We start from the raw sequence: 17,575 nt of genomic DNA on the forward strand, positions 1-17,575 counted from the left end.
GGCGCTCTAGCGCGCCCCCACCGCGGCCCGCACCGCCTTGCGCGCCACCGCCCAGTCGTCGTACAGCCGCCGCAGCCGCCGTCGGCGCCGTTCGCCGTGGGACACCCCGCCGGGGGCGTGCTCCTGCCCGGTTGCCGCGACGGACCCCGGGTGGCGCATGGCGCGCTGCACCGCCTCCTCGCAGTGGCGGATCTCGCGCGTGAGCACGAGCATCAGGTTCACCAGGAACGCGTCGGCGCCCAGCGGCCCGGCCCCCTGCGCCGTCTGGCTGATCAGCCGCCTGATCCCCGGGGCGTGCGGCAGCGCCGTCCACAGCCGCGCCAGGTCGTAGCCGGGCAGGTACCAGCCCGCCGCGTCCCAGCCGACGAGCACCGGGCCCGCGGGGGAGAGCAGCACGTGGTCGGGCAGCTCGCCGCCGTGGCAGAACTGCCGGGGCGGCTCGCGGTGCCCGCGCGGGGTCAGGGCGCGTAAGAGTGCGCCCAGGTCCCCGGCGTCGCGGTCGGTGAGCAGCCCCATGGCGTGGTAACGCGCCACCCGCGCCGGGTAGTTGACCACATCGGGGAACGCGCCGACGGGCGGGCGCCAGGCGTTCACCCGGCACACCGCGTTGAACGCCATCCGCAGGTCCGTCGTGGTCGTGCCCGCCCCCGGGTGGCGCGCGGCCGAGCCCTGGCGCCCGGCCACGAACTCCGTGACCAGCACGCAGCCGTACGGGTCGTCGGCGATCAGCCGCGGCACCCGCACGGGCGGGCGGTGCCGCACGAAGAGGCGGTGCGCCGCGATGTCCCTGCGCAGGCCGTCGGCCGCGCTCCCCGCCGCGTCGGGCGGGCCCGCCACGCATGTGGCCACCACCGCGCGGCGCCCCGCCGTCCCGGCGACCACCACGCGACCCGTGCCGTCGGCGAGCAGCCGCACCGGGCTGAACTCGGGGCAGAGGTCGTGCACGGACGCCAGCGCGGCGCGCAGCCGTTCCCCCCGTTCGCCGGAGAAGTCGAGGCGCCCCGCGCCCCGCGGCGTCCGCGCGCCCCCGCGGGCGGGCTCGTCCTGTCCCGCGCCCGGGGGGCGCCCCAGCCGCGGACGCTGCCGGTGGATGACGGGGAGGGGTGCTGAATACATGGGCGGGCATGGTCCCTTCGTCTGCCGGAGGATGCCGGAAGGTCTGACGCGCTCCCCGGCCCGGAGGGGTCCTTGGCACCCTGGGGAAGTGCCGTCCGGCCCCGGTCCGGGGGAGCGCACACTCCACACCACTCCCTCCCACGGGTGGCACACCATGTGGCGGGGCCTGGCGGAACCTGGCGATTCGTCATGGGCACCCTTCTCCGCGGTTAATGTCAACTCAGCCGAGATCCTGGGGGCTTGACGTGAGCAGACGACCCAACACCCGCCTCGCGGACCTATTCGGGCTCGCGGGGTGGTCCAAGGGCGAGCTGGCCCGGCTGGTGAACCGCCAGGCGGCCGCCCAGGGCCACCCACAACTGGCCACGGACACCTCGCGGGTGCGGCGGTGGATCGAGATGGGGGAGACCCCGCGCGATCCGGTGCCCGAGGTGCTGGCGACGCTGTTCACCGAGCGACTCGGCCGTGTCGTGACCACCGAGGACCTGGGGTTGCGCCGGCCAGGCGACGCGGGCGAGCGGCCGTCCCTCGACGGACTGCCGTGGGCACCCCGCAGAACCGCCGCGGTCCTCACCGAATTCACGGGAATGGACCTCATGCTCAACCGACGCGGCATGGTGGGCGCGGGCGCCGCGCTCGCCGCGGGATCCGCACTCAGCGACGCCATGCACGACTGGCTCCTGGCCTCACCGGCAGGGGACGCCGGGCCCGACGGCGCCTCGGCCCTCGGCGACCCCGTGGGCCTCGACCGCTACGAGGCCGCGCCCGTCGGCCTCCAGGAGATCGAAGCGCTCGAACACTCCGTGGAGATCTTCCGCGCCTGGGACGCCGCCAGGGGCGGCGGCCTCCAGCGCAAGGCGGTGGTGGGCCAGCTCAACGAGGTGGGCGGCATGCTCGCCTACCGCCACCCGCCCGCGCTGCAACGCCGCCTGTGGGGAGTGGCCGCCAACCTGGCGGTGCTCGCCGGGTGGATGTCCCATGACGTGGGCCTCGAGCCCACCGCCCAGAAGTACTTCGTGATCGCCGCGCACGCGGCCCGCGAGGGCGGCGACCGCCCCCGCGCGGGCGAGGCGCTTTCCCGCGCGGCCCGTCAGATGGTCCACCTGGGGCGGCCCGACGACGCCCTCGACCTGATGCAGCTGGCCCGTTCCGGCATGGGCGAAGGGGCGCTGCCCCGCACCCGGGCCATGCTGAGCACGATCGAGGCGTGGGCCCAGGCGGCCAAGGGCCAGGGCCAGGCCATGCGCCGGATGCTCGGCGAGGCCGAGGACCTGTTCGTCTCCGACCGGGGAGACGTGCCGCCACCCAGCTGGATGCAGATGTTCGACGAGGCGGACCTGCACGGCATGGAGGCGCTGGCCTACCGCACGCTGGCCGAGCACGACCCCGCCGCCGTGGCGCCCGCCGAGCGGCACGCCCGCCGCGCGCTCGACCTGCGCGCGGACGAACGGCGGCGTTCGCGCATCTTCGACCAGCTGACCCTGGCCTCCGCGTGCCTCCTGGGCGACGACCCCGACCAGGCCGACCGCTACGCCAGGCTGGCGCTCGCCGCCATAGGGGAGAACTCCTCGCACCGGACATGGGACCGGCTGCGCGAGATGTACCGGCTCACCGGCCCCCACGCCCAGGACCCCGGCATCGCCCAACTCCGCGAGGAGATCGCCGAGGTGATGCCCGAACGGGTACAGGGCGGCGACCCCCTCGGCGTTCCCCACATGGCCAGGAGCGCCGGGTCCGTGGGGCTCTAGCTGTATTGATCACGAGAGCTGTATCGATCACGAGAGCTGTATCGATCACGAGAGCTGTATCGATCACGAGAGCTGCATTGATCACGAGAGCTGCATTGATCACGAGGATCTGACGCGCGCCACCAGGACGCACGCGTCGTCCGTCCGCCCGGTCTCGCCGCACGCGTCCACCACCACGCGCAGGCACTCGCGCGCGCTGGTGGCCGCGGCGAGCCGGGGGGCCAGGCCGATCAGCCGGGGCTCCCCGCCGTGGCCCGTGCGGCCATCGGGCGGGATGTCCGAAAACAGGCCATCCGTGTGGAGCACCAGCACATCGCCCGGCACGAGCAGGTCGGTCCGCTCCGCGTAGCCCGCGTCGGTGACCGCGCCGAGCAGCGGTCCCGCGGGGCGCGGCAGGGCCCACCCGGTGGAGCCGCGGCACAGCAGCGGCGCGGGATGGCCCGCCTGTGCCCAGGTCAGCAACCCGCCCACGGGCTCCCAGCGGCAGCACAGGGCGCTCACCAGCACCGGGTGCACGCCGCCGTCGAGCAGCTGGTTGAGATGGGCGAGCAACGCGCCCGGCCCGGCCCCCGTGAGCGCGATGCCGCGGATCGCGCCGAGCGCGGTGGCCGTCCCCGCCACGGCGGCGGGCCCACGGCCCGAGAGGTCACCCACGCTCAACACGCAGTCGCCGTCCGGGAGTTCGAGGGCGTCGTACCACTTGCCGCTCATCGGGGTGCCCGGCTGCGCGGGCAGGAAACGGGCGGCGAGCTCCAGCGAACCCGGCCGACCCCGCACCCGCCCCGCCTCGGGCGAGCCGAGCCACGGCGCGAGCGCCGACTCCTCCAGGTCGATCACCACCCCGTGCGCCGCGCCCACCGGGGCGCGCGGCCGCTCGGCCACGCTGGCGCGCACCGCCGCGAGCGCGCTGTCCCGCAGCTCGCTCACATCGCGGATCACCGCCCACATGGCGACCGTTCCGCCCCGGTCGTCGAGCACGGGCTCACCCGCCATCCGCACGGCGCGCAGCGACCCGTCGGGCCGCCTGACGCGGAACTCGCAGTCCACGGGCCGCCCGTCCACCAGGCACCCGGTGACGGCCGCGGTGAGCGCGGGCTGGTCCTCGTCGGGCAGCCAGGACGGCAGCTGGTCCAGCGTGAGCGGGCCCTCGTCCACGTCCCTGCCGAAGATCGAGAACAGCTCGTCGGACCAGGAGACGTCGTCGGTCATGAGGTTCCACTCGGCGCTGCCGACGCGCATGCCGAGGCTGGCCCTGCCCGGCGGCTCGGGCCCGGCCAGCTGGGCGAGCTGGTCGGTCGCCTCGTCGAGGCGGTGCGCGGCCATCGCCCACACGGCATGCCGTATGCCGTGCCCGGTCCCGGCCGCCGCCTCGGCGAGCCGGACGGCGTCCAGGTCGTCGCGCAGGTGGTGGACGCGCTCGATCAGGTCGTCGAGCGTGGGCCCCGCGGGAACGTCGTTCGCGGGGTGATCCGGATTGTGGGACGAGAGCATGACTGATCCCCGATGCGGCGCGGTCGGGCCCCCGAGGGGCCGAGCGGTCGGAGCGGACGACTCCGGACTGTTGCACAGCCTTCCCCCTCCGGCGAGAGATTCAGCCGCCCGGGGCGGCGGTTCCCGTGGGGAAGGTGTAGAACAGCCGTGACCGGCAAGGAGCCCGCCCAACGGAAATCCCGTTGCCAGCTCACCGCACGCACCGGATGCTGACTCATATGTTCGCCAGTCCGATCGAAACAGACATAGCGCCCAGCGGGTCCCTCCTCGGGCTCCTCCAGCGAGGGCGCGGCGACGGGTGGCTGCACGCCCTCGCGGCCCCCAGGGCGGAGGCCGTCGCCGCGCTCGAGCGCTGCGTGCTGCACGATCCCCGCCAGGACTGGCAGCTGGAGCACCGCTCGCTCTACTACGCCCGCCTCTACGCGGAGCTCGGCGCCGGCCTCGACGCCATCGAGGCCCACCTCACCGATCCCGAAGACGCCCTGCGCGACGACGAGGAGCGCACCGGGCTCGCCCTGTCCGTCCTGGGCCATCTCACGTCGTACGGCGACCGCGGGGCGCTGCGGCTGCTGCGCCGCTACGCCGTCTCGGGCGCCAACTGGCGCTGGGCCCTCGACGAGCTCGCCGTCCGCGACGACGACGCGGGGCTGCGCGCGCTCGGCCCGCGGATCCTGGCCCGCTTCCCGGCCGACGCGGCGGGCGAGGCGGCCCTCGCCGCGGCCGTTCGCGACTCGTTCGAGCCGCGCCCCTGGCATCTGTGGGCGGCGGACCTGGCCCGCCCAGGGCAGCGCGCCCGCCTCGAACGCGCCCTGGAGCACGGCGACTTCGACCGCTGGCAGCGGCAGCTACGCCCCACGGGCCCGCAGCCGGGGTGGAGCGTCGCCTCCGTCCTCGCGTGGGCCCGCGAGGGCTATGAGCAGACCCCGCGGCAGTGGCGCGAGGCGTCGGCCGCGCGGTGCCTCGGCGCCGTCGCGGGCCCCGAGGACCGCGGCACGCTGCTCGCCGCCGCCGCCGAGGGGCACCCGGCCCCCCGCGCCGCGGCGCTGCGGCACCTCGCCGAGCGCGGCGACCCCGATGTCTTCCCGCTGATCGAGGCGGGCGCGGTCGCGGCCGACGGGGACGTGGCCGGGGCGGCGGTCACGGCGTTCGCCCGCATGCGCGGGGACGCCGCGCTCGCCAGGGCGCGGCGATGGGCCGAGCGCACCGACGACCTCGGCGCGTGCGCCGCCGTCCTGCTCGCCCGGCGCGGCGGGCCGAGGGACGCGCCCCTGGTGCTGGCCGCGCTCTATCGCGCGGTGCGCACCCATGGCACCGACGCGCGCGAGCTGCGGCCGCTGGTCGAGGGCGTCGGGCGGCTCGCGGTGCCGCGCGCCGTGCCGGTGCTGCGGCACGTCTACCGCGAGACGTCGTCCTCCCACCTGCGCGGGCACACGGCCGCCGCGCTGGCCGCCACGGACGGCTCCTTCCCCGCGGGGTTCGCCGTCGAGTGCCTGTGGGACTGCGAGGAGGACACCCGCGAGGTGGGCGCCCGCTGCGCGACCACGGTGGACAGCCGCGTCGTCGAGCGCCTGCGGCGGCTCGCGACCGACCCGGCGGAGCAGGCAGGGGTGCAGACCGCGGTGCGCGGGCGCCTGGCGGGGCGCGCGGGCGGCAGGTGAGCCCCTGGCGGTGATGCTCATGGGACGTTTCCCGAACGGACATGCGGATGTGGGCGGGGGCACGCCGACGCCGGTGACAACTGCCCTATGCGCACCTCCCCGATGCGAGTCGCCATCATCACCGAGTCCTACCCTCCCGATGTCAACGGCGTGGCCCGCTGCGCGCTGGAGACCGCCCGCCACCTGGCGCGGCGCGGCCACCACCCGCTGGTCGTCGCCCCCGCTCCCGCCCCCGGCGTCCGCGCCCGCCACGACGGCCCCGCTCCCGTCGTGCACGTCCCCTCCCTGCCGCTGCCCGGCTATCCCCAGGTCAGGGTCGCTCTGCCCAGCCGCAAGCTCGCCTCGGCGGTGGCCGCTCACCGCCCCGATGTCGTGCACCTGGCCAGCCCGTTCGTCCTGGGGGCCCGCGGCGCCTCCCTCGCCGTGCGGCTCGGCGTCCCCGCCGTCGCGGTGTACCAGACGGACCTCGCGGGCTATGCCCGCACCTATCTGGGCGCGGGCGAGCTGGCCGCCTGGCGGCGCATACGCGCCGTGCACACCGCGGCCGACCTGACCCTGGCACCCTCCACCGCCTCGCTCAACGCCCTGGAAGCCAGGGGAGTTCCCCGGGTCGCGCTGTGGGGCCGCGGCGTGGACACCGGACGCTTCAGGCCCGAGCGGCGCGACCCCGGGCTGCGCCGCGAGCTGGCCCCCGGCGGCGAGCTGCTGATCGGCTACGTCGGCAGGCTGGCGCCGGAGAAGCATGTGGAGCTGCTCGCCGAGGCCGCCGCCCTGCCGGGTGTGCGGGTCGTGGTGGTCGGCGACGGGCCGAGCGAGGGCGCCCTGCGCGCCGCGCTGCCCGGCGCCCACTTCCTCGGGCGGCGCACCGGCGACGACCTCGCCCGCGTGTACGCGTCGCTCGACGTGTTCGTGCACACGGGCCCCTTCGAGACGTTCTGCCAGACCGTCCAGGAGGCCCAGGCCAGCGGCGTCGCCGTGGTGGCCCCCGCCGTCGGCGGGCCGCTCGACCTGATCGACCACGAGGTCACGGGCCTGCTGGTGCCGCCCCGCGACCGGGTCGCCGTGGCCGGTGCCGTCGCCGCGCTGCGCGACGACGCCCCGCGGCGCGAACGCCTCGCCGCCGCGGGCCTGTCCGCCGTGGCGGGCCGCACGTGGGAGGCCGTCGGCGACCAGCTGATCGGCCACTACGGCCGCGTGCTCGACGCCAGGGAGGTGGCCGTCAGGTGAGCGGCCGGAACGGCGCGGGGCTGCGCATCGTCCGCCTCGCCAACTTCGTGGCCCCCGCCTCGGGGGGCCTGCGCACCGCGCTGCGCGAGCTGGGCACGGGCTACGCCGAGGCCGGGCACGAGCCGGTGCTCGTCGTACCCGGCGAGAGCGCGGGCGATGTGATGACCGGGCAGGGCCGGGTCATCACGCTGCCGGGGCGCGTGCTGCCCGGCACCGGCGGCTACCGCGTGCTGACCGACAGGCCGCGGCTGACCCGGCTGCTCGCCGGGCTCGCCCCCGACCGCGTCGAGGTCTCCGACCGCACCACGCTGCGGTGGACGGGCGAGTGGGCCAGGCGCCACCGGGTGCCCGCCGTGATGGTCTCCCACGAGAGCGTCGACGGCGTCATGGCCACCTGGGGCCTGCCCGAACGCCTGTGCCGACGGGCCGCCGACCGCCTCAACCTCCGCACGGCGCACGCCTATACGCGCGTGATCTGCACGACCGAGTGGGCCGAGCGCGAGTTCCGGCGCGTCGGCGCGCGCAACGTCGTTCGCGCCCCCCTGGGCGTCGACCTGCGCCGCTGCCGCCCCGATCTGCGCGACCGCGCGCTGCGCGACGAGCTGGCAGGGGGCGCCCCGGTGCTGCTCGCCATGTGCTCCAGGCTCTCCCCGGAGAAGCGCCCAGGGCTCGCCCTCGACGCCCTCGCCGAGCTGCGCCGCGGCGGCATGGACGCCGCGCTGGTGATCGCGGGCGAGGGCCCGCTGGGCGGCAGGCTCCGCGAACGGGCCAGGGCGGAGCGGCTGCCCGTGTTCTTCGCCGGGCACGTCGGCGACCCCGCCGATGTCGCGGTCCTCCAGGCGAGCGCGGATGTCGTGCTGGCCCCTGGCCCCGCCGAGACGTTCGGGCTCGCCGCCATGGAGGCGCTGGCCTGCGGCACCCCCGTGGTGGCCAGCGCCAGGTCGGCGGTGCCCGCGCTGCTCGGCACGGCGGGCACGCGCGCCGACGGCACGGGCCGCTCGTTCGCCGACGGGGTGCGCCGCCTGCTGGCCCGCCCCGAGCCCGACCGGCGCGCGGCGGCGCGCGCCCGCGCGGAGGAGTTCCCGTGGCGCGCCGCGGTGGACGCGTTCCTCACCGCCCTCGACGCCCCGCGCGTCCGCGCCACCGCGGGCGGCGAACGGTGAACGGGCCAGCGGGGGCGCCGCCGGGCGTGGTGTGCCTCGTCGCCCTCGGCGACTCCCTCACCGAGGGCCTGGGCGACCCCCTGCCCAGGGCGCCGGGTGGCGCGGGGCCGCGGTGGCGGGGGTTTGTGCCGCTGCTCGCCGAGGGCCTTCCGCTCCCTGGCGGCGCGGTCCGCACGGTCAACCTGGCCCGCAGCGGCGCCCGTTCCGCCGATGTGGCGGGCGCCCAGCTCGCCGCCGCGCTGGCCCACAGGCCGCAGGTGGCCTCGGTCATCGTGGGCGGCAACGACACGCTGCGCTCGCCGTTCGACATCGCCCGCACGGCCCGCGACCTGGACCGGGCCATCGGCGCGCTGGCCGCCGAAGGCGCCGTGGTGCTCACCGCGTGCCTCCCCGACCCCGGGCGCACGCTGCGGCTGCCGCGCGCCGTCACCGCGCCGCTCGCGCGGCGCATGCGGGCGCTCAACGACGTGGTGCACCACCTCTCCTGGCGCTACGACGCCGTGCACGCGCACCTCGCGGACCACCCGTGCGTCGCGGACAAGGCGGCCTGGAGCGTGGACCGGCTGCACCCGAGCGAGCTGGGGCACCGGCTGCTCGCCAGGGAGTTCCACGGAGGGCTCGCCGCGCGCGGCCTCGCCGCGGGCCGCCCGCCGTCGCCGCTCGCCGACCAGCCGCCGCCCAGGGCCGCGGCGAGCGCCTGGTGGCTGGCCACCCGGGGCACCCGCTGGGTGGCGGCCCGCTCCACCGACCTGCTGCCCGGGCTGGCGCGGCTCGCCGTGGTCGAGACCAGGCACCGCGTCGCCGGGACGCTCGATGCGCTCGAACGCGCCACCAGGGAGGCGACCCGCGACGCCCTGCGCGCCACGGCGGGCCCGCCGCCCAGGGCGCCGGCGCCCGCCCCGGCCCCGGCCAAGGAGGAGGGCGCCCTGGGGGTCCTCGACTGAACGACCGCGACGTTCAGCGCGACGTTCAGCGCGACGTTCAGAAGGCGAAACCCTGACCGGTCCGACCGGCGTGCGGGGCGAACAGGTCGAGCAGGCGCGTCCGGGCCGCCCGCACCCGGTGGGCCAGGACCTCCACGATCACCCGCAGCAGCGCGTAGCCGAACGCCGGGTCGCGGTCGCACAGCTCCTGCACTTCGGCGCCGTCGAACCGGTAGGCCCGCACGGGGCTCAGCGCCTCGGCGCCGAAGTCCCACTCGTACGGCGGGAAGAGCCAGGACCAGCCCAGCAGATCCCCCGAGTCGAGGGACGACACCGCCGTGGGCCGCGTTCCCGAAAGGCGCAGGTCGAGCGTCACCGTCCCCGAGCGGATGATCCAGAACTCGTCGGCCCGCCCCTTCTCCTCGAAGATCCGTTCCCCCTGCGCGAACGAGACCTCGGAGGCCACCTCCATGAGCCGGTCGCGGTACTCGGCGGGGAGCACGCGCAGCAGCCGCCGTGGAGCCGTCATCTCCGAGCCTCCTCGCGGTCCCGCCGGTGTCCCCGCCCTGCCATTGGACCCCGAACGGCTCAGCTCCGCATCCCGGAACGGTGCAGGTGAAGTCGCCGCGCGCCCTCGTGTCCTGGACAGTGGGGGATCAGGGGAGACAAAGGGGGAGACGAAGGGCGCCGCGTGGCCGAGGAGGAATGTGAACGCGATCCCGCACTCGGGGCGCCTCAACCGCCCGCTCGGCGGAGCCGCCGCCCTCCTGCTGCTCGACCGCGACGGCCGGATCCTGACGGGCACCGCGAGCACCGAGCGGCTGATCGGCCGCCGCCCCGGCGAGTTGCGCGGCGCGCGGTTCTCGGAGCTCGTCGGCGACCCCGGCGTGTGGGCCGACCTGGAGGAGCTGACCGACATCCACGAGGTGGGGCACGGCTTTGTGACCCTGCGCCGCCCCGACGGCAGAAGCGCCGACGTGCGGATCGACGTCTTCCCGCTGCTGCCCGACCACGCGCCCCGCCAGCTCGTCGCCCTCACCCCGGGCGACGAGGCCCGCCGCCAGGAGGAGAACCGCGCGCTGATGCGCGCGCTGTTCTCGCAGAGCAGGGTCGGCCTGGCCATCCACGACGCGGACCTGCGCATCACGCGCATCAACGCCGACTCCACGGAGGTCGCCCGCACCGCCGGCGTGCCCTGGGCGTTCACCCTCCCCGCCGCGCTCGACGACATCCTGGTGGACGAGGACGCCCGCGCGACGCTTGAGCGGTTCCGGCGCGTGACCGCCGTCGGCGAGCCGCTTGTCCAGTGGGAGCACTCCGGGCGCCTGAAGGCCGCCCCGCTGCGCGAGCGGCTGCTGGCCAGGTCGGCGCTCCGCCTCCAGGACAACCGGGGCCGCCCGCTCGGCGTGCTGAGCATCTTCAGCGACGTCACCGAACAGCGGCTCGCCGACCGCAGGATGGACCTGCTGCACGACGCCGCCCAGCGCATCGGCCCCTCCCTCGACGTCACCCGCAACGCGGAGGAGCTGGCCCGCGTGCTGGTCCCCCGGTTCGCCGACCTCGCCGCCGTCGACCTCTCCGAGGCGCTGCTCACCGGCGACGAGCCGGGCGCGGTCCACCACGGCGCGCCCGTGCGCCGGGTCGCCGCCGTGGCGGCCGACGGCGCGTGGCCGCCGGGGGCGCACGCCTGCGGCGCGACGTTCCGGATCCACCACCCACCGGGCCACGCCGCGTCCGAGGCGCGCACCCTGCGCGACGACGAGGTCACCGAGCTGCGCACCGGATCCGTCGAGGACGCCCCTGGCGCCCGCCCCGGCGCCGACGACCGCGGGCTCCTGCCCGACGAGCGCGGCTCCCGCATGGCCGTCCCGCTGCGCGCCAGGGGGCAGGTGCTCGGCTCGCTCGCCGTGTGGCGCTCGCCGGGGCGCCCGGCGTTCGGCGACTGGGACGCCGAGCTGGCCGATGAGATCGGCTCACGCGCCGCGCTCAGCGTCGACAACGCCCGCCGCTACACGCGCGAGCACCGCACCCTTGAGAGCCTTCAGCGCAGCCTGCTGCCCCAGCCCGACTTCGCGTTCAGCGCCGCGCGCGCCGCGGGCAGCTATGTGCCAGCGACCACCGCGGCGGGCATCGGCGGCAGCTGGTACGACGTCATCCCGCTCTCCTCCGCGCGCGTCGCGTTCGTCATCGGCGACGTCGCGGGGCACGGGCTGAGCGCCACCGCCACGATGGGCAGGCTCCGCACGGCCGTCCAGACCCTCGCCGACCTCGACCTCGCCCCCGACGAGCTGCTGAACCGCCTCGACGACCTCGCCATCCGCCTCGCCGATGTCGAGCCGCACCCCGACGGCACACGCGGCGGCGCCATCGGCGCCACGTGCCTGTACTGCGTCTACGACCCCGTAACAGGGCACTGCGCCATGGCCGCGGCCGGGCGCGTCCCTCCGGTGGTCGCCGAGCCAGGCGGCCCGGCCAGGGACGTCACCCTCAGCCCTGGGCCCGCCCTCGGCATCGGCGGCACCCCGTTCGAGGCGGCGAGGCTGCGCCTCGCACCCGGCAGCATGCTGCTGTTCTTCAGCGAGCAGCTCGTCGCCCGCTCCGGCGAGGGCGGGGCCGACGGCGTCCAGGGCCGCGCGCGCCGACTCGCCCTGCTGCGCGACCGGGTGACCGCGTCGGCCGCCGCGGGCGACGCCCCGGCGACGGTCGGCCGCGCCGTCCTCGACGCGCTGCTGCCCGACCGCGCCCCGGCCAACGACGTGGCCCTGCTCGCCGCGACCGTGCGGACGCTGCCCGACGACGCCGTCGCCGACTGGGAGTTCCCCGCCGACCCCGCCGCCGTGGGCAGGGCCCGCGACGCCGTCATCGCCCGGCTGAAGGACTGGGACCTCGCCGAGCACGCGTTCGCCAGCGAACTGATCGTCAGTGAGCTGGTCACCAACGCCATCCGCTACGCGGGCGGCCCGGTCGGCCTTCGGCTCATCAGGGACAAGACCCTTGTCTGCGAGGTGTCCGACCCCAGCGAGACGCAGCCGCACCTGCGCCGCGCCCGCCCCACCGACGAGGGCGGCCGCGGCCTGTTCCTGGTCGCCCAGGTGGCCCACCGCTGGGGCAGCCGCTACACCGTCTCGGGCAAGACGATCTGGACCGAACAGCTGATGGAGCGGGGCGGACCGTAGGGGCGTCATTCGGATCGGCCGCCGGGCGGGGTTGTCAGTGGGAACGCCTAAGGTGTGGCTCGTGACCGTACGTGCGCAAGAGATCGACTCCACGACCCCGGCCAGGACCGCCCCGGGGCCCGCGGCCGACGAGGGGCTGGCCCGTCGGCTGCGCGCCCTGGCCTGCACCGCGCCGCTGCACGACCTCGACGCCCGCAAGGCCAACCTCGCGGGCGAGTACGGCACCTACGCCATGGCCGAGGTGGCGCTCGCCGCCATCGATCACGTCACCCTCAGCATGGACTTCGACACCGGCGCCGACCACGAGGAGATAGTCGCCCGCCTGCTGCCCCGCGTTGCCGCCCAGGCCCCAGGCCGCCCCACCACCGAGCACGAGCGCGTCGCCCGCTGGGTACTGGACAACCTGATCAACGTCGGAAGCGTCGACCGCGGATTCCGCGCGGTCTACGGGACGTTCGACCCCGACGGCGCCTATGTCCGCAGGGACTACGACTTCAAGCTCATCGAGGAGGTCCCGGGACCCGGCGGCGGGGTCTATCTGCGCACCACCGACGAGGCGGTCAACGTCCTGGTGGGCGCCCTCGACACCGATGTCACCAGCGCGCAGATCGCCGCCGAGGTCAAGCTCGACGTGCTCATCAGCCGCGGCCGCCTCGCCGACGCCCAGCTGGCCGCTGAGCAGGCGCGTTACCGCACGGTGCAGTACGCCGAGACGCTGCGCCGCACCCTGGAGACCACCCGGCGCGACGTCCGCGCGGTCGACTGGCTGCACACTGTCCCCGACCTCATCGCCGAAGCCCTCGACCACATCGCCGACCGCTACCGCCACGAGAACGCCATCCTGACGAACATCCGCCGCGCCCGCGACGAGGCCGTCGACACCGGGCACAAGCTGCGCGCCGCCGAGCTGGTGGACATCGTCAAGGACTGCATCCGCCGCCACACCCGCCTCCAGAGCAGGCTCCTCGAGGCCGGGCCCCTCTTCCGCGCCGAGCAGGACCGGCAGGCGTTCCGCCCGCCCGCCGCCCGCGCCGGGACCGACCTCCACGGGCAGCTCCTCGCGCCGCTGCTTCCCCTCCCCGTCGAGCGGGCCACCCGCGTCACCGACGCCTTCTTCGCCCGCGGCACCGGGCCGCGCCCGCCCGGCGCCGTCCGCCTCGCCGACCTCGTCGAGCTGCTGCTCACCCCGCCCGCGCCCCGCGAGCACCTGGGCGCCGAGCTGCCCGAGCCCGACCTGGTCGCCACCCCGGACGACAGCAGGTTCAGCGACGAACAGCTCGCCGCAGCCCTGGAGTTGCTCCAGCTCCCCGAGGACGCCCCGCGCCGCCTCTCCGGGCTCCTCGCCGACGCGCGCCGCGCCGACCCCGACCTGCCGCACCTGGTCGCGCTGCTCGCCGTGCACGCCGCGAGCCCGCCCGTCGGCACCGCGCACCGCCAGGGCGAGTCCAGGCTGCTGTTCGCCGTCGACGACGGCACCCCGCTCGCCGACCCCGACTTCGGCGGCGCCGACCTGATCGTCGGCACCGCCCTGCTCAGCCGGGTCGAGCACGCCGCACACGAGGAAGTCCCATGACAGACAGCCGCACCGAGCCACGCCCCGACGGCGCGCGCCCCGACGGCACACGCGCCGATGCCCCTCGCCCGCTCACCCCCGCGGACGCCGCCGACGCCGCGCGCCTGGTCTCCTTCGGCCTCCAGCCCAAGCTGGTCCCGGCCCGCGACGCCGAGTACGCCGGGCTCCTGCGGCGCCACCAGGAGGACCCCGCGTTCGCCAGGGTCGCCGACGCCGTTGCCACGGGGCTCGGCCTGGTCGTCCTCGAGGTCTCGCCGCGCGCCGGGATGGCCGTCACCGCCGCCGAAGACTCCGTGTTCGCCGTCCGCATGGGCGAGTACGCCCGCCGCGCCACCGCCGACACCGCCGACCGCTTCCTGCACGGCCTGGCCCATCTCGCCGTCGCCGCCCTGGCGTTCCCCCGCCCCGAAGACCTCGCCGACGACGGATACCTCGGCCGGATCACGGTCAACGGCGTGGAGGCGTTCGTCCGCCAGGCGTGCCGCCGCCTCGAGGAGCGCGCCGCCGAGCACGGGGAGAACACCGACCCGGCCACCGAGGCCCCCGGACTCGAGGCCGCCTGGCGGGTCTTCGCCCGCCGCAGCGCCACCGGAGCCACCAAGGACGCCCGCAGGCTGGCGGGTTCGACCACCGGCATCGTCGGCAAGGCGGTCGCGTTCCTCGCCGACTCCGGCTTCCTCCAGCGCACCGGCGACGACGCCGGGGGCGCGTACCGCACCACCGCGCGCTACCAGTTGCAGGTCAGGGACATGGCGGCAGGCGCCGCGATGTCCGAGCTGCTGGCCCTCGGCGTCGTCCCCACGGACGACGGCTCCGGCTCCCTGGTCCCGGCCGCGACCGACGACTCCCTCGACCTGGTGGACGGGGCGGGGCTCCCGTTCCACCGCTGACCCACGCCCGACCCGCGCCCGCGCACACCCCGAAGAGACCCGCCATGTACGAGCTGTCCCGGATCCGCCTCTACTCCATCGGGCCGGCTGGCGCCCGCTACGCCGACACCGTGCTCGACCTGCGCGATGTCGGCGACCCCGTGCCGAGCCCCGCGCCCGCCCAGGCGGACTTCTTCGAGGAGGAGCCCGTGGGGCCGCCCCGCCGCCCCGCCCCGGCGGGCGTCCTCTTCCTGGAGAACGGCGGGGGCAAGTCCGTGCTGCTCAAGCTGATCTTCTCGGTGATGCTCCCCGGCCACCGCAACACCCTGGGCGGCGCCAGCTCGGGCGTGCTCCGCAAGTTCCTGCTCGCCGACGACTGCGGCCATGTCGCCCTCGAGTGGCAGCACACCCTCACCGGCGAGACCGTCGTGGTCGGCAAGGTCAGCGAGTGGCGAGGACGCCAGGTGAGCAGCGACCCGCGCAGGTTCGCCGAGGCGTGGTACTCGTTCAGGCCGGGGCCCGGCATGAGCCTCGACTCGCTGCCCGTCGCCGAGTCCACCGTGCTGCGCCCGCGCGCCGACGCCGCCGACGGCACCTCAGGCGCCAGGGGCAGGCGCCGCACCATGAAGGGCTTCCGCGACGTCCTGACCGAGACGGGCAAGTCCTACCCCAACCTCGACGTCGTCTGGGAGGAGGTCCACGAGCGCTGGGTCGACCACCTGGGCCGCCTCGGCCTCGACCCCGAGCTGTTCAGGTACCAGCGCGAGATGAACGCCGACGAGGGCGAGGCCGCGGGGCTGTTCTCCGTGAAGAACGACTCGGACTTCACCGACCTGCTGCTGCGCGCCGTCACCGACACCCGCGACACCGACGGGCTCGCCGACCTCGTGCATGGCTTCGCCCACAAGCTGGGCCGCCGCGCCGAGCTGTCCGCCGAGCGGGAGTTCACCGCGGGGTCGCTCGACCTGCTGGCCCGCGTCACCGAGGCGGCGGCCGAGCGCGAGTCCGCCCGCGCCGTGCACGGCACCGCCGAGCGCCGCGCCCGCGCCCTCGCCCAGCGGCTGGCCGCGAGGGGCGTGGCCGAGCGGGCCCGCGCCGCCGAGCTGGCCGCCCGCGTCGCCACCGCGGCGGCCGCGGCATCGGACGCCGACCGTTCGCGGGCCCACGCGGCCCGCACCGCCGCCGAGCTGGACTTCAGGCACGCCTCGCTCGCGCTGGCCGCCGCGGAGAAGGCCGCCGCGGCGCAGCGCAGGGAGCTGAGTGAGGCCCGCACGCTCCACGCCGCGTGGCAGGCCGCCGAGACGGTCCTCGCCCACCGGGCCGCCGCCGACCGCTCCGCCCGCGTCGCCGCCGCGATCCGCGAGGCCGAGCGGGACGCCGCCCCCGCCCTGGCCGCCCGCGGCCGGGCCGCGGCCGCGCTGGTGCGCGCCCTGCACGCGGCCGCCGCCGCGAGCGAGGGCGTCGCGGCCGATGGCGAGGAGCGCGCCGCCGCCCTCAGGGCCGCGTCCGAGGCCGCCCACCGCGACGCCACCGCGGCCGCCACCGAGGCCCAACGCGCCCGCAGCGAGGCCGAGCACCTGCGCCAGCGCCTCGCCGAGGTCGAGCAGGAGACCGCGGAGGCCGTCAGCGCCGGCTGGCTCGACGGCGCGGGCGCGCACGCCGACCCTGCGCGCGCGGCGCTCGCCGCGAGCGACGCCGAGCGGACGGCCGTCGCCGCCTGGGAGGCGGCCAGGGAGGCCGCGGCCCGCACCGCGGACGAGGCCAGGGCCGCCGCCGCCGAGCACGCGGCCGCCGAGCTTGCCGCGGCCCGCGCCGCCGACGCCGCCCAGGCCGCCGAGGCGGCCCACGCGGCCGAGCACCGCGCGGCCGCCGCCCTCGCGGGCGAGGAGCGCCTGGCCACCCTGCTCGGCCTCGCCCGCGCGCCCGCGCCGGGCGAGCGGCCCGATGCGGCCGATGCGGCCGGGGCCGCGGGCGGCCAGGCGCCGCTGACGGCCGACGAGGTGGACCGTTCAGCCGAGACCCTGGGCGAGCTGCTCGACGAGGCCGTCGCGACGGCCGAGCGCCGCCTGTTCGACCTGCGGACCGCCGCCGCCGACGACTCCCGCATCCTCGGCGCCCTGGGCGACGGCGGGCTGCTGCCGCCGGGGCCCGACGTGCTGGCCACCGTCGAGTTCCTCGGCGAGCACGGCATCCCCGCGCTGCCGGGCTGGCGCTATCTCGCCCAGGCCGTCGACCCGGTCGACCACGCCGCCGTCCTCGCCGCGCGCCCCGAGCTGGTCGACGGCGTGATCATCACCGACCCCGGCAGCCACGCCCGCGCCCGCGAGGCGCTGGGCGGCGCCGCGCTGCTGCCCCGCTCCGCCGTCGCCGTCGGCACCGCCGCCGCCCTGCTCGCCCCCACCCCGCCGCCCGACGGCCGGGACAGCGGCGTCTTCCTCGTCCCGCCCAACCCCGCGATGCACGACGAACGCGCCGCCGACGCTGAGCGCCACGCCCTGCGCGAGCGCGCCACCGCGCGCGACGCCGACATCCGCGCGCTGGCCGCGGGGATCGCCGCCGACCGCCGCCTGGCGGCCCGCCTCGCGTCGCGCGAGAGGGTGACGACGGCGGGGATGGGGGCCAGCTCGTCGC

Annotated in this window: 11 protein-coding genes and 1 pseudogene; 9 read left to right on the forward strand and 3 right to left on the reverse strand. The window is 76.7% G+C overall.

Translation table 11 applies throughout. The annotated features are described in order from the left end of the window. Positions 1-6 precede the first annotated feature (6 nt). Positions 7-1,116 (reverse strand): aminoglycoside phosphotransferase family protein, encoded by a 1,110-nt coding sequence (locus DEH69_RS02050; protein WP_113685103.1) that lies wholly within the window; start codon positions 1,114-1,116, stop codon positions 7-9. Between the two features lie 245 nt (positions 1,117-1,361). Between DEH69_RS02050 and DEH69_RS02055 the strand changes: the two genes are divergently transcribed. Further along, positions 1,362-2,864 carry a hypothetical protein gene (locus DEH69_RS02055; RefSeq protein ID WP_113685104.1) on the forward strand — a complete coding sequence of 501 codons (1,503 nt, stop codon included), beginning with the start codon at positions 1,362-1,364 and terminating at the stop codon, positions 2,862-2,864. A gap of 99 nt (positions 2,865-2,963) precedes the next feature. Here the strand turns inward: DEH69_RS02055 and DEH69_RS02060 are convergent, their stop codons facing one another. Next, positions 2,964-4,355: a SpoIIE family protein phosphatase gene (locus DEH69_RS02060; protein ID WP_113685105.1), complete on the reverse strand. Its 1,392-nt coding sequence runs from the start codon at positions 4,353-4,355 to the stop codon at positions 2,964-2,966. 218 nt (positions 4,356-4,573) lie between these two features. Between DEH69_RS02060 and DEH69_RS02065 the strand changes: the two genes are divergently transcribed. The 4 genes from DEH69_RS02065 (at position 4,574) to DEH69_RS02080 (ending at position 9,347) form a co-directional block, all read left to right on the forward strand. Beyond that, positions 4,574-6,013 carry a HEAT repeat domain-containing protein gene (locus tag DEH69_RS02065; protein ID WP_113685106.1) on the forward strand — a complete coding sequence of 480 codons (1,440 nt, stop codon included), beginning with the start codon at positions 4,574-4,576 and terminating at the stop codon, positions 6,011-6,013. Between the two features lie 102 nt (positions 6,014-6,115). Continuing rightward, the gene (locus tag DEH69_RS02070) at positions 6,116-7,240 is read left to right on the forward strand and encodes a glycosyltransferase family 1 protein (RefSeq protein WP_113685141.1); all 1,125 of its coding nucleotides are present in this window, start codon (positions 6,116-6,118) and stop codon (positions 7,238-7,240) included. Then, on the forward strand, positions 7,237-8,403 hold the full coding sequence (locus DEH69_RS02075) for a glycosyltransferase (protein ID WP_181727205.1): 1,167 nt from the start codon (positions 7,237-7,239) through the stop codon (positions 8,401-8,403). Before DEH69_RS02070 ends, DEH69_RS02075 begins: the two co-directional genes overlap by 4 nt. Continuing rightward, entirely contained in the window at positions 8,400-9,347 is a 948-nt protein-coding gene (locus DEH69_RS02080) for an SGNH/GDSL hydrolase family protein (protein ID WP_181727206.1), read from the forward strand. The genes DEH69_RS02075 and DEH69_RS02080 overlap by 4 nt, the downstream gene beginning before the upstream one ends. Before the next feature lie 37 nt (positions 9,348-9,384). Here DEH69_RS02080 and DEH69_RS02085 read toward each other — a convergent pair whose 3' ends face one another. Beyond that, positions 9,385-9,855, reverse strand: coding sequence for a Crp/Fnr family transcriptional regulator (locus DEH69_RS02085; RefSeq protein ID WP_113685108.1), 471 nt, complete (start codon positions 9,853-9,855; stop codon positions 9,385-9,387). A 178-nt stretch (positions 9,856-10,033) separates the two neighbouring features. Here DEH69_RS02085 and DEH69_RS02090 point away from each other — a divergent pair, with 178 nt between their 5' ends. The 4 genes and pseudogenes from DEH69_RS02090 to DEH69_RS02105 form a co-directional block, all read left to right on the forward strand. Beyond that, on the forward strand, positions 10,034-12,502 hold the full coding sequence (locus DEH69_RS02090) for a SpoIIE family protein phosphatase (protein ID WP_113685109.1): 2,469 nt from the start codon (positions 10,034-10,036) through the stop codon (positions 12,500-12,502). A gap of 61 nt (positions 12,503-12,563) precedes the next feature. Continuing rightward, the gene (locus DEH69_RS02095) at positions 12,564-14,075 is read left to right on the forward strand and encodes a hypothetical protein (protein WP_113685110.1); all 1,512 of its coding nucleotides are present in this window, start codon (positions 12,564-12,566) and stop codon (positions 14,073-14,075) included. Continuing rightward, positions 14,072-14,965, forward strand: a complete 894-nt coding sequence (locus DEH69_RS02100; RefSeq protein ID WP_258534371.1) for a hypothetical protein — start codon at positions 14,072-14,074, stop codon at positions 14,963-14,965. Before DEH69_RS02095 ends, DEH69_RS02100 begins: the two co-directional genes overlap by 4 nt. Before the next feature lie 44 nt (positions 14,966-15,009). Then, a pseudogene (locus DEH69_RS02105) lies at positions 15,010-17,575 on the forward strand (hypothetical protein); the annotation flags it as partial.

It is taken from the genome of Streptomyces sp. PT12 (assembly GCF_003311645.1).
Taxonomy (GTDB): Bacteria; Actinomycetota; Actinomycetes; order Streptomycetales; family Streptomycetaceae; genus Streptomyces.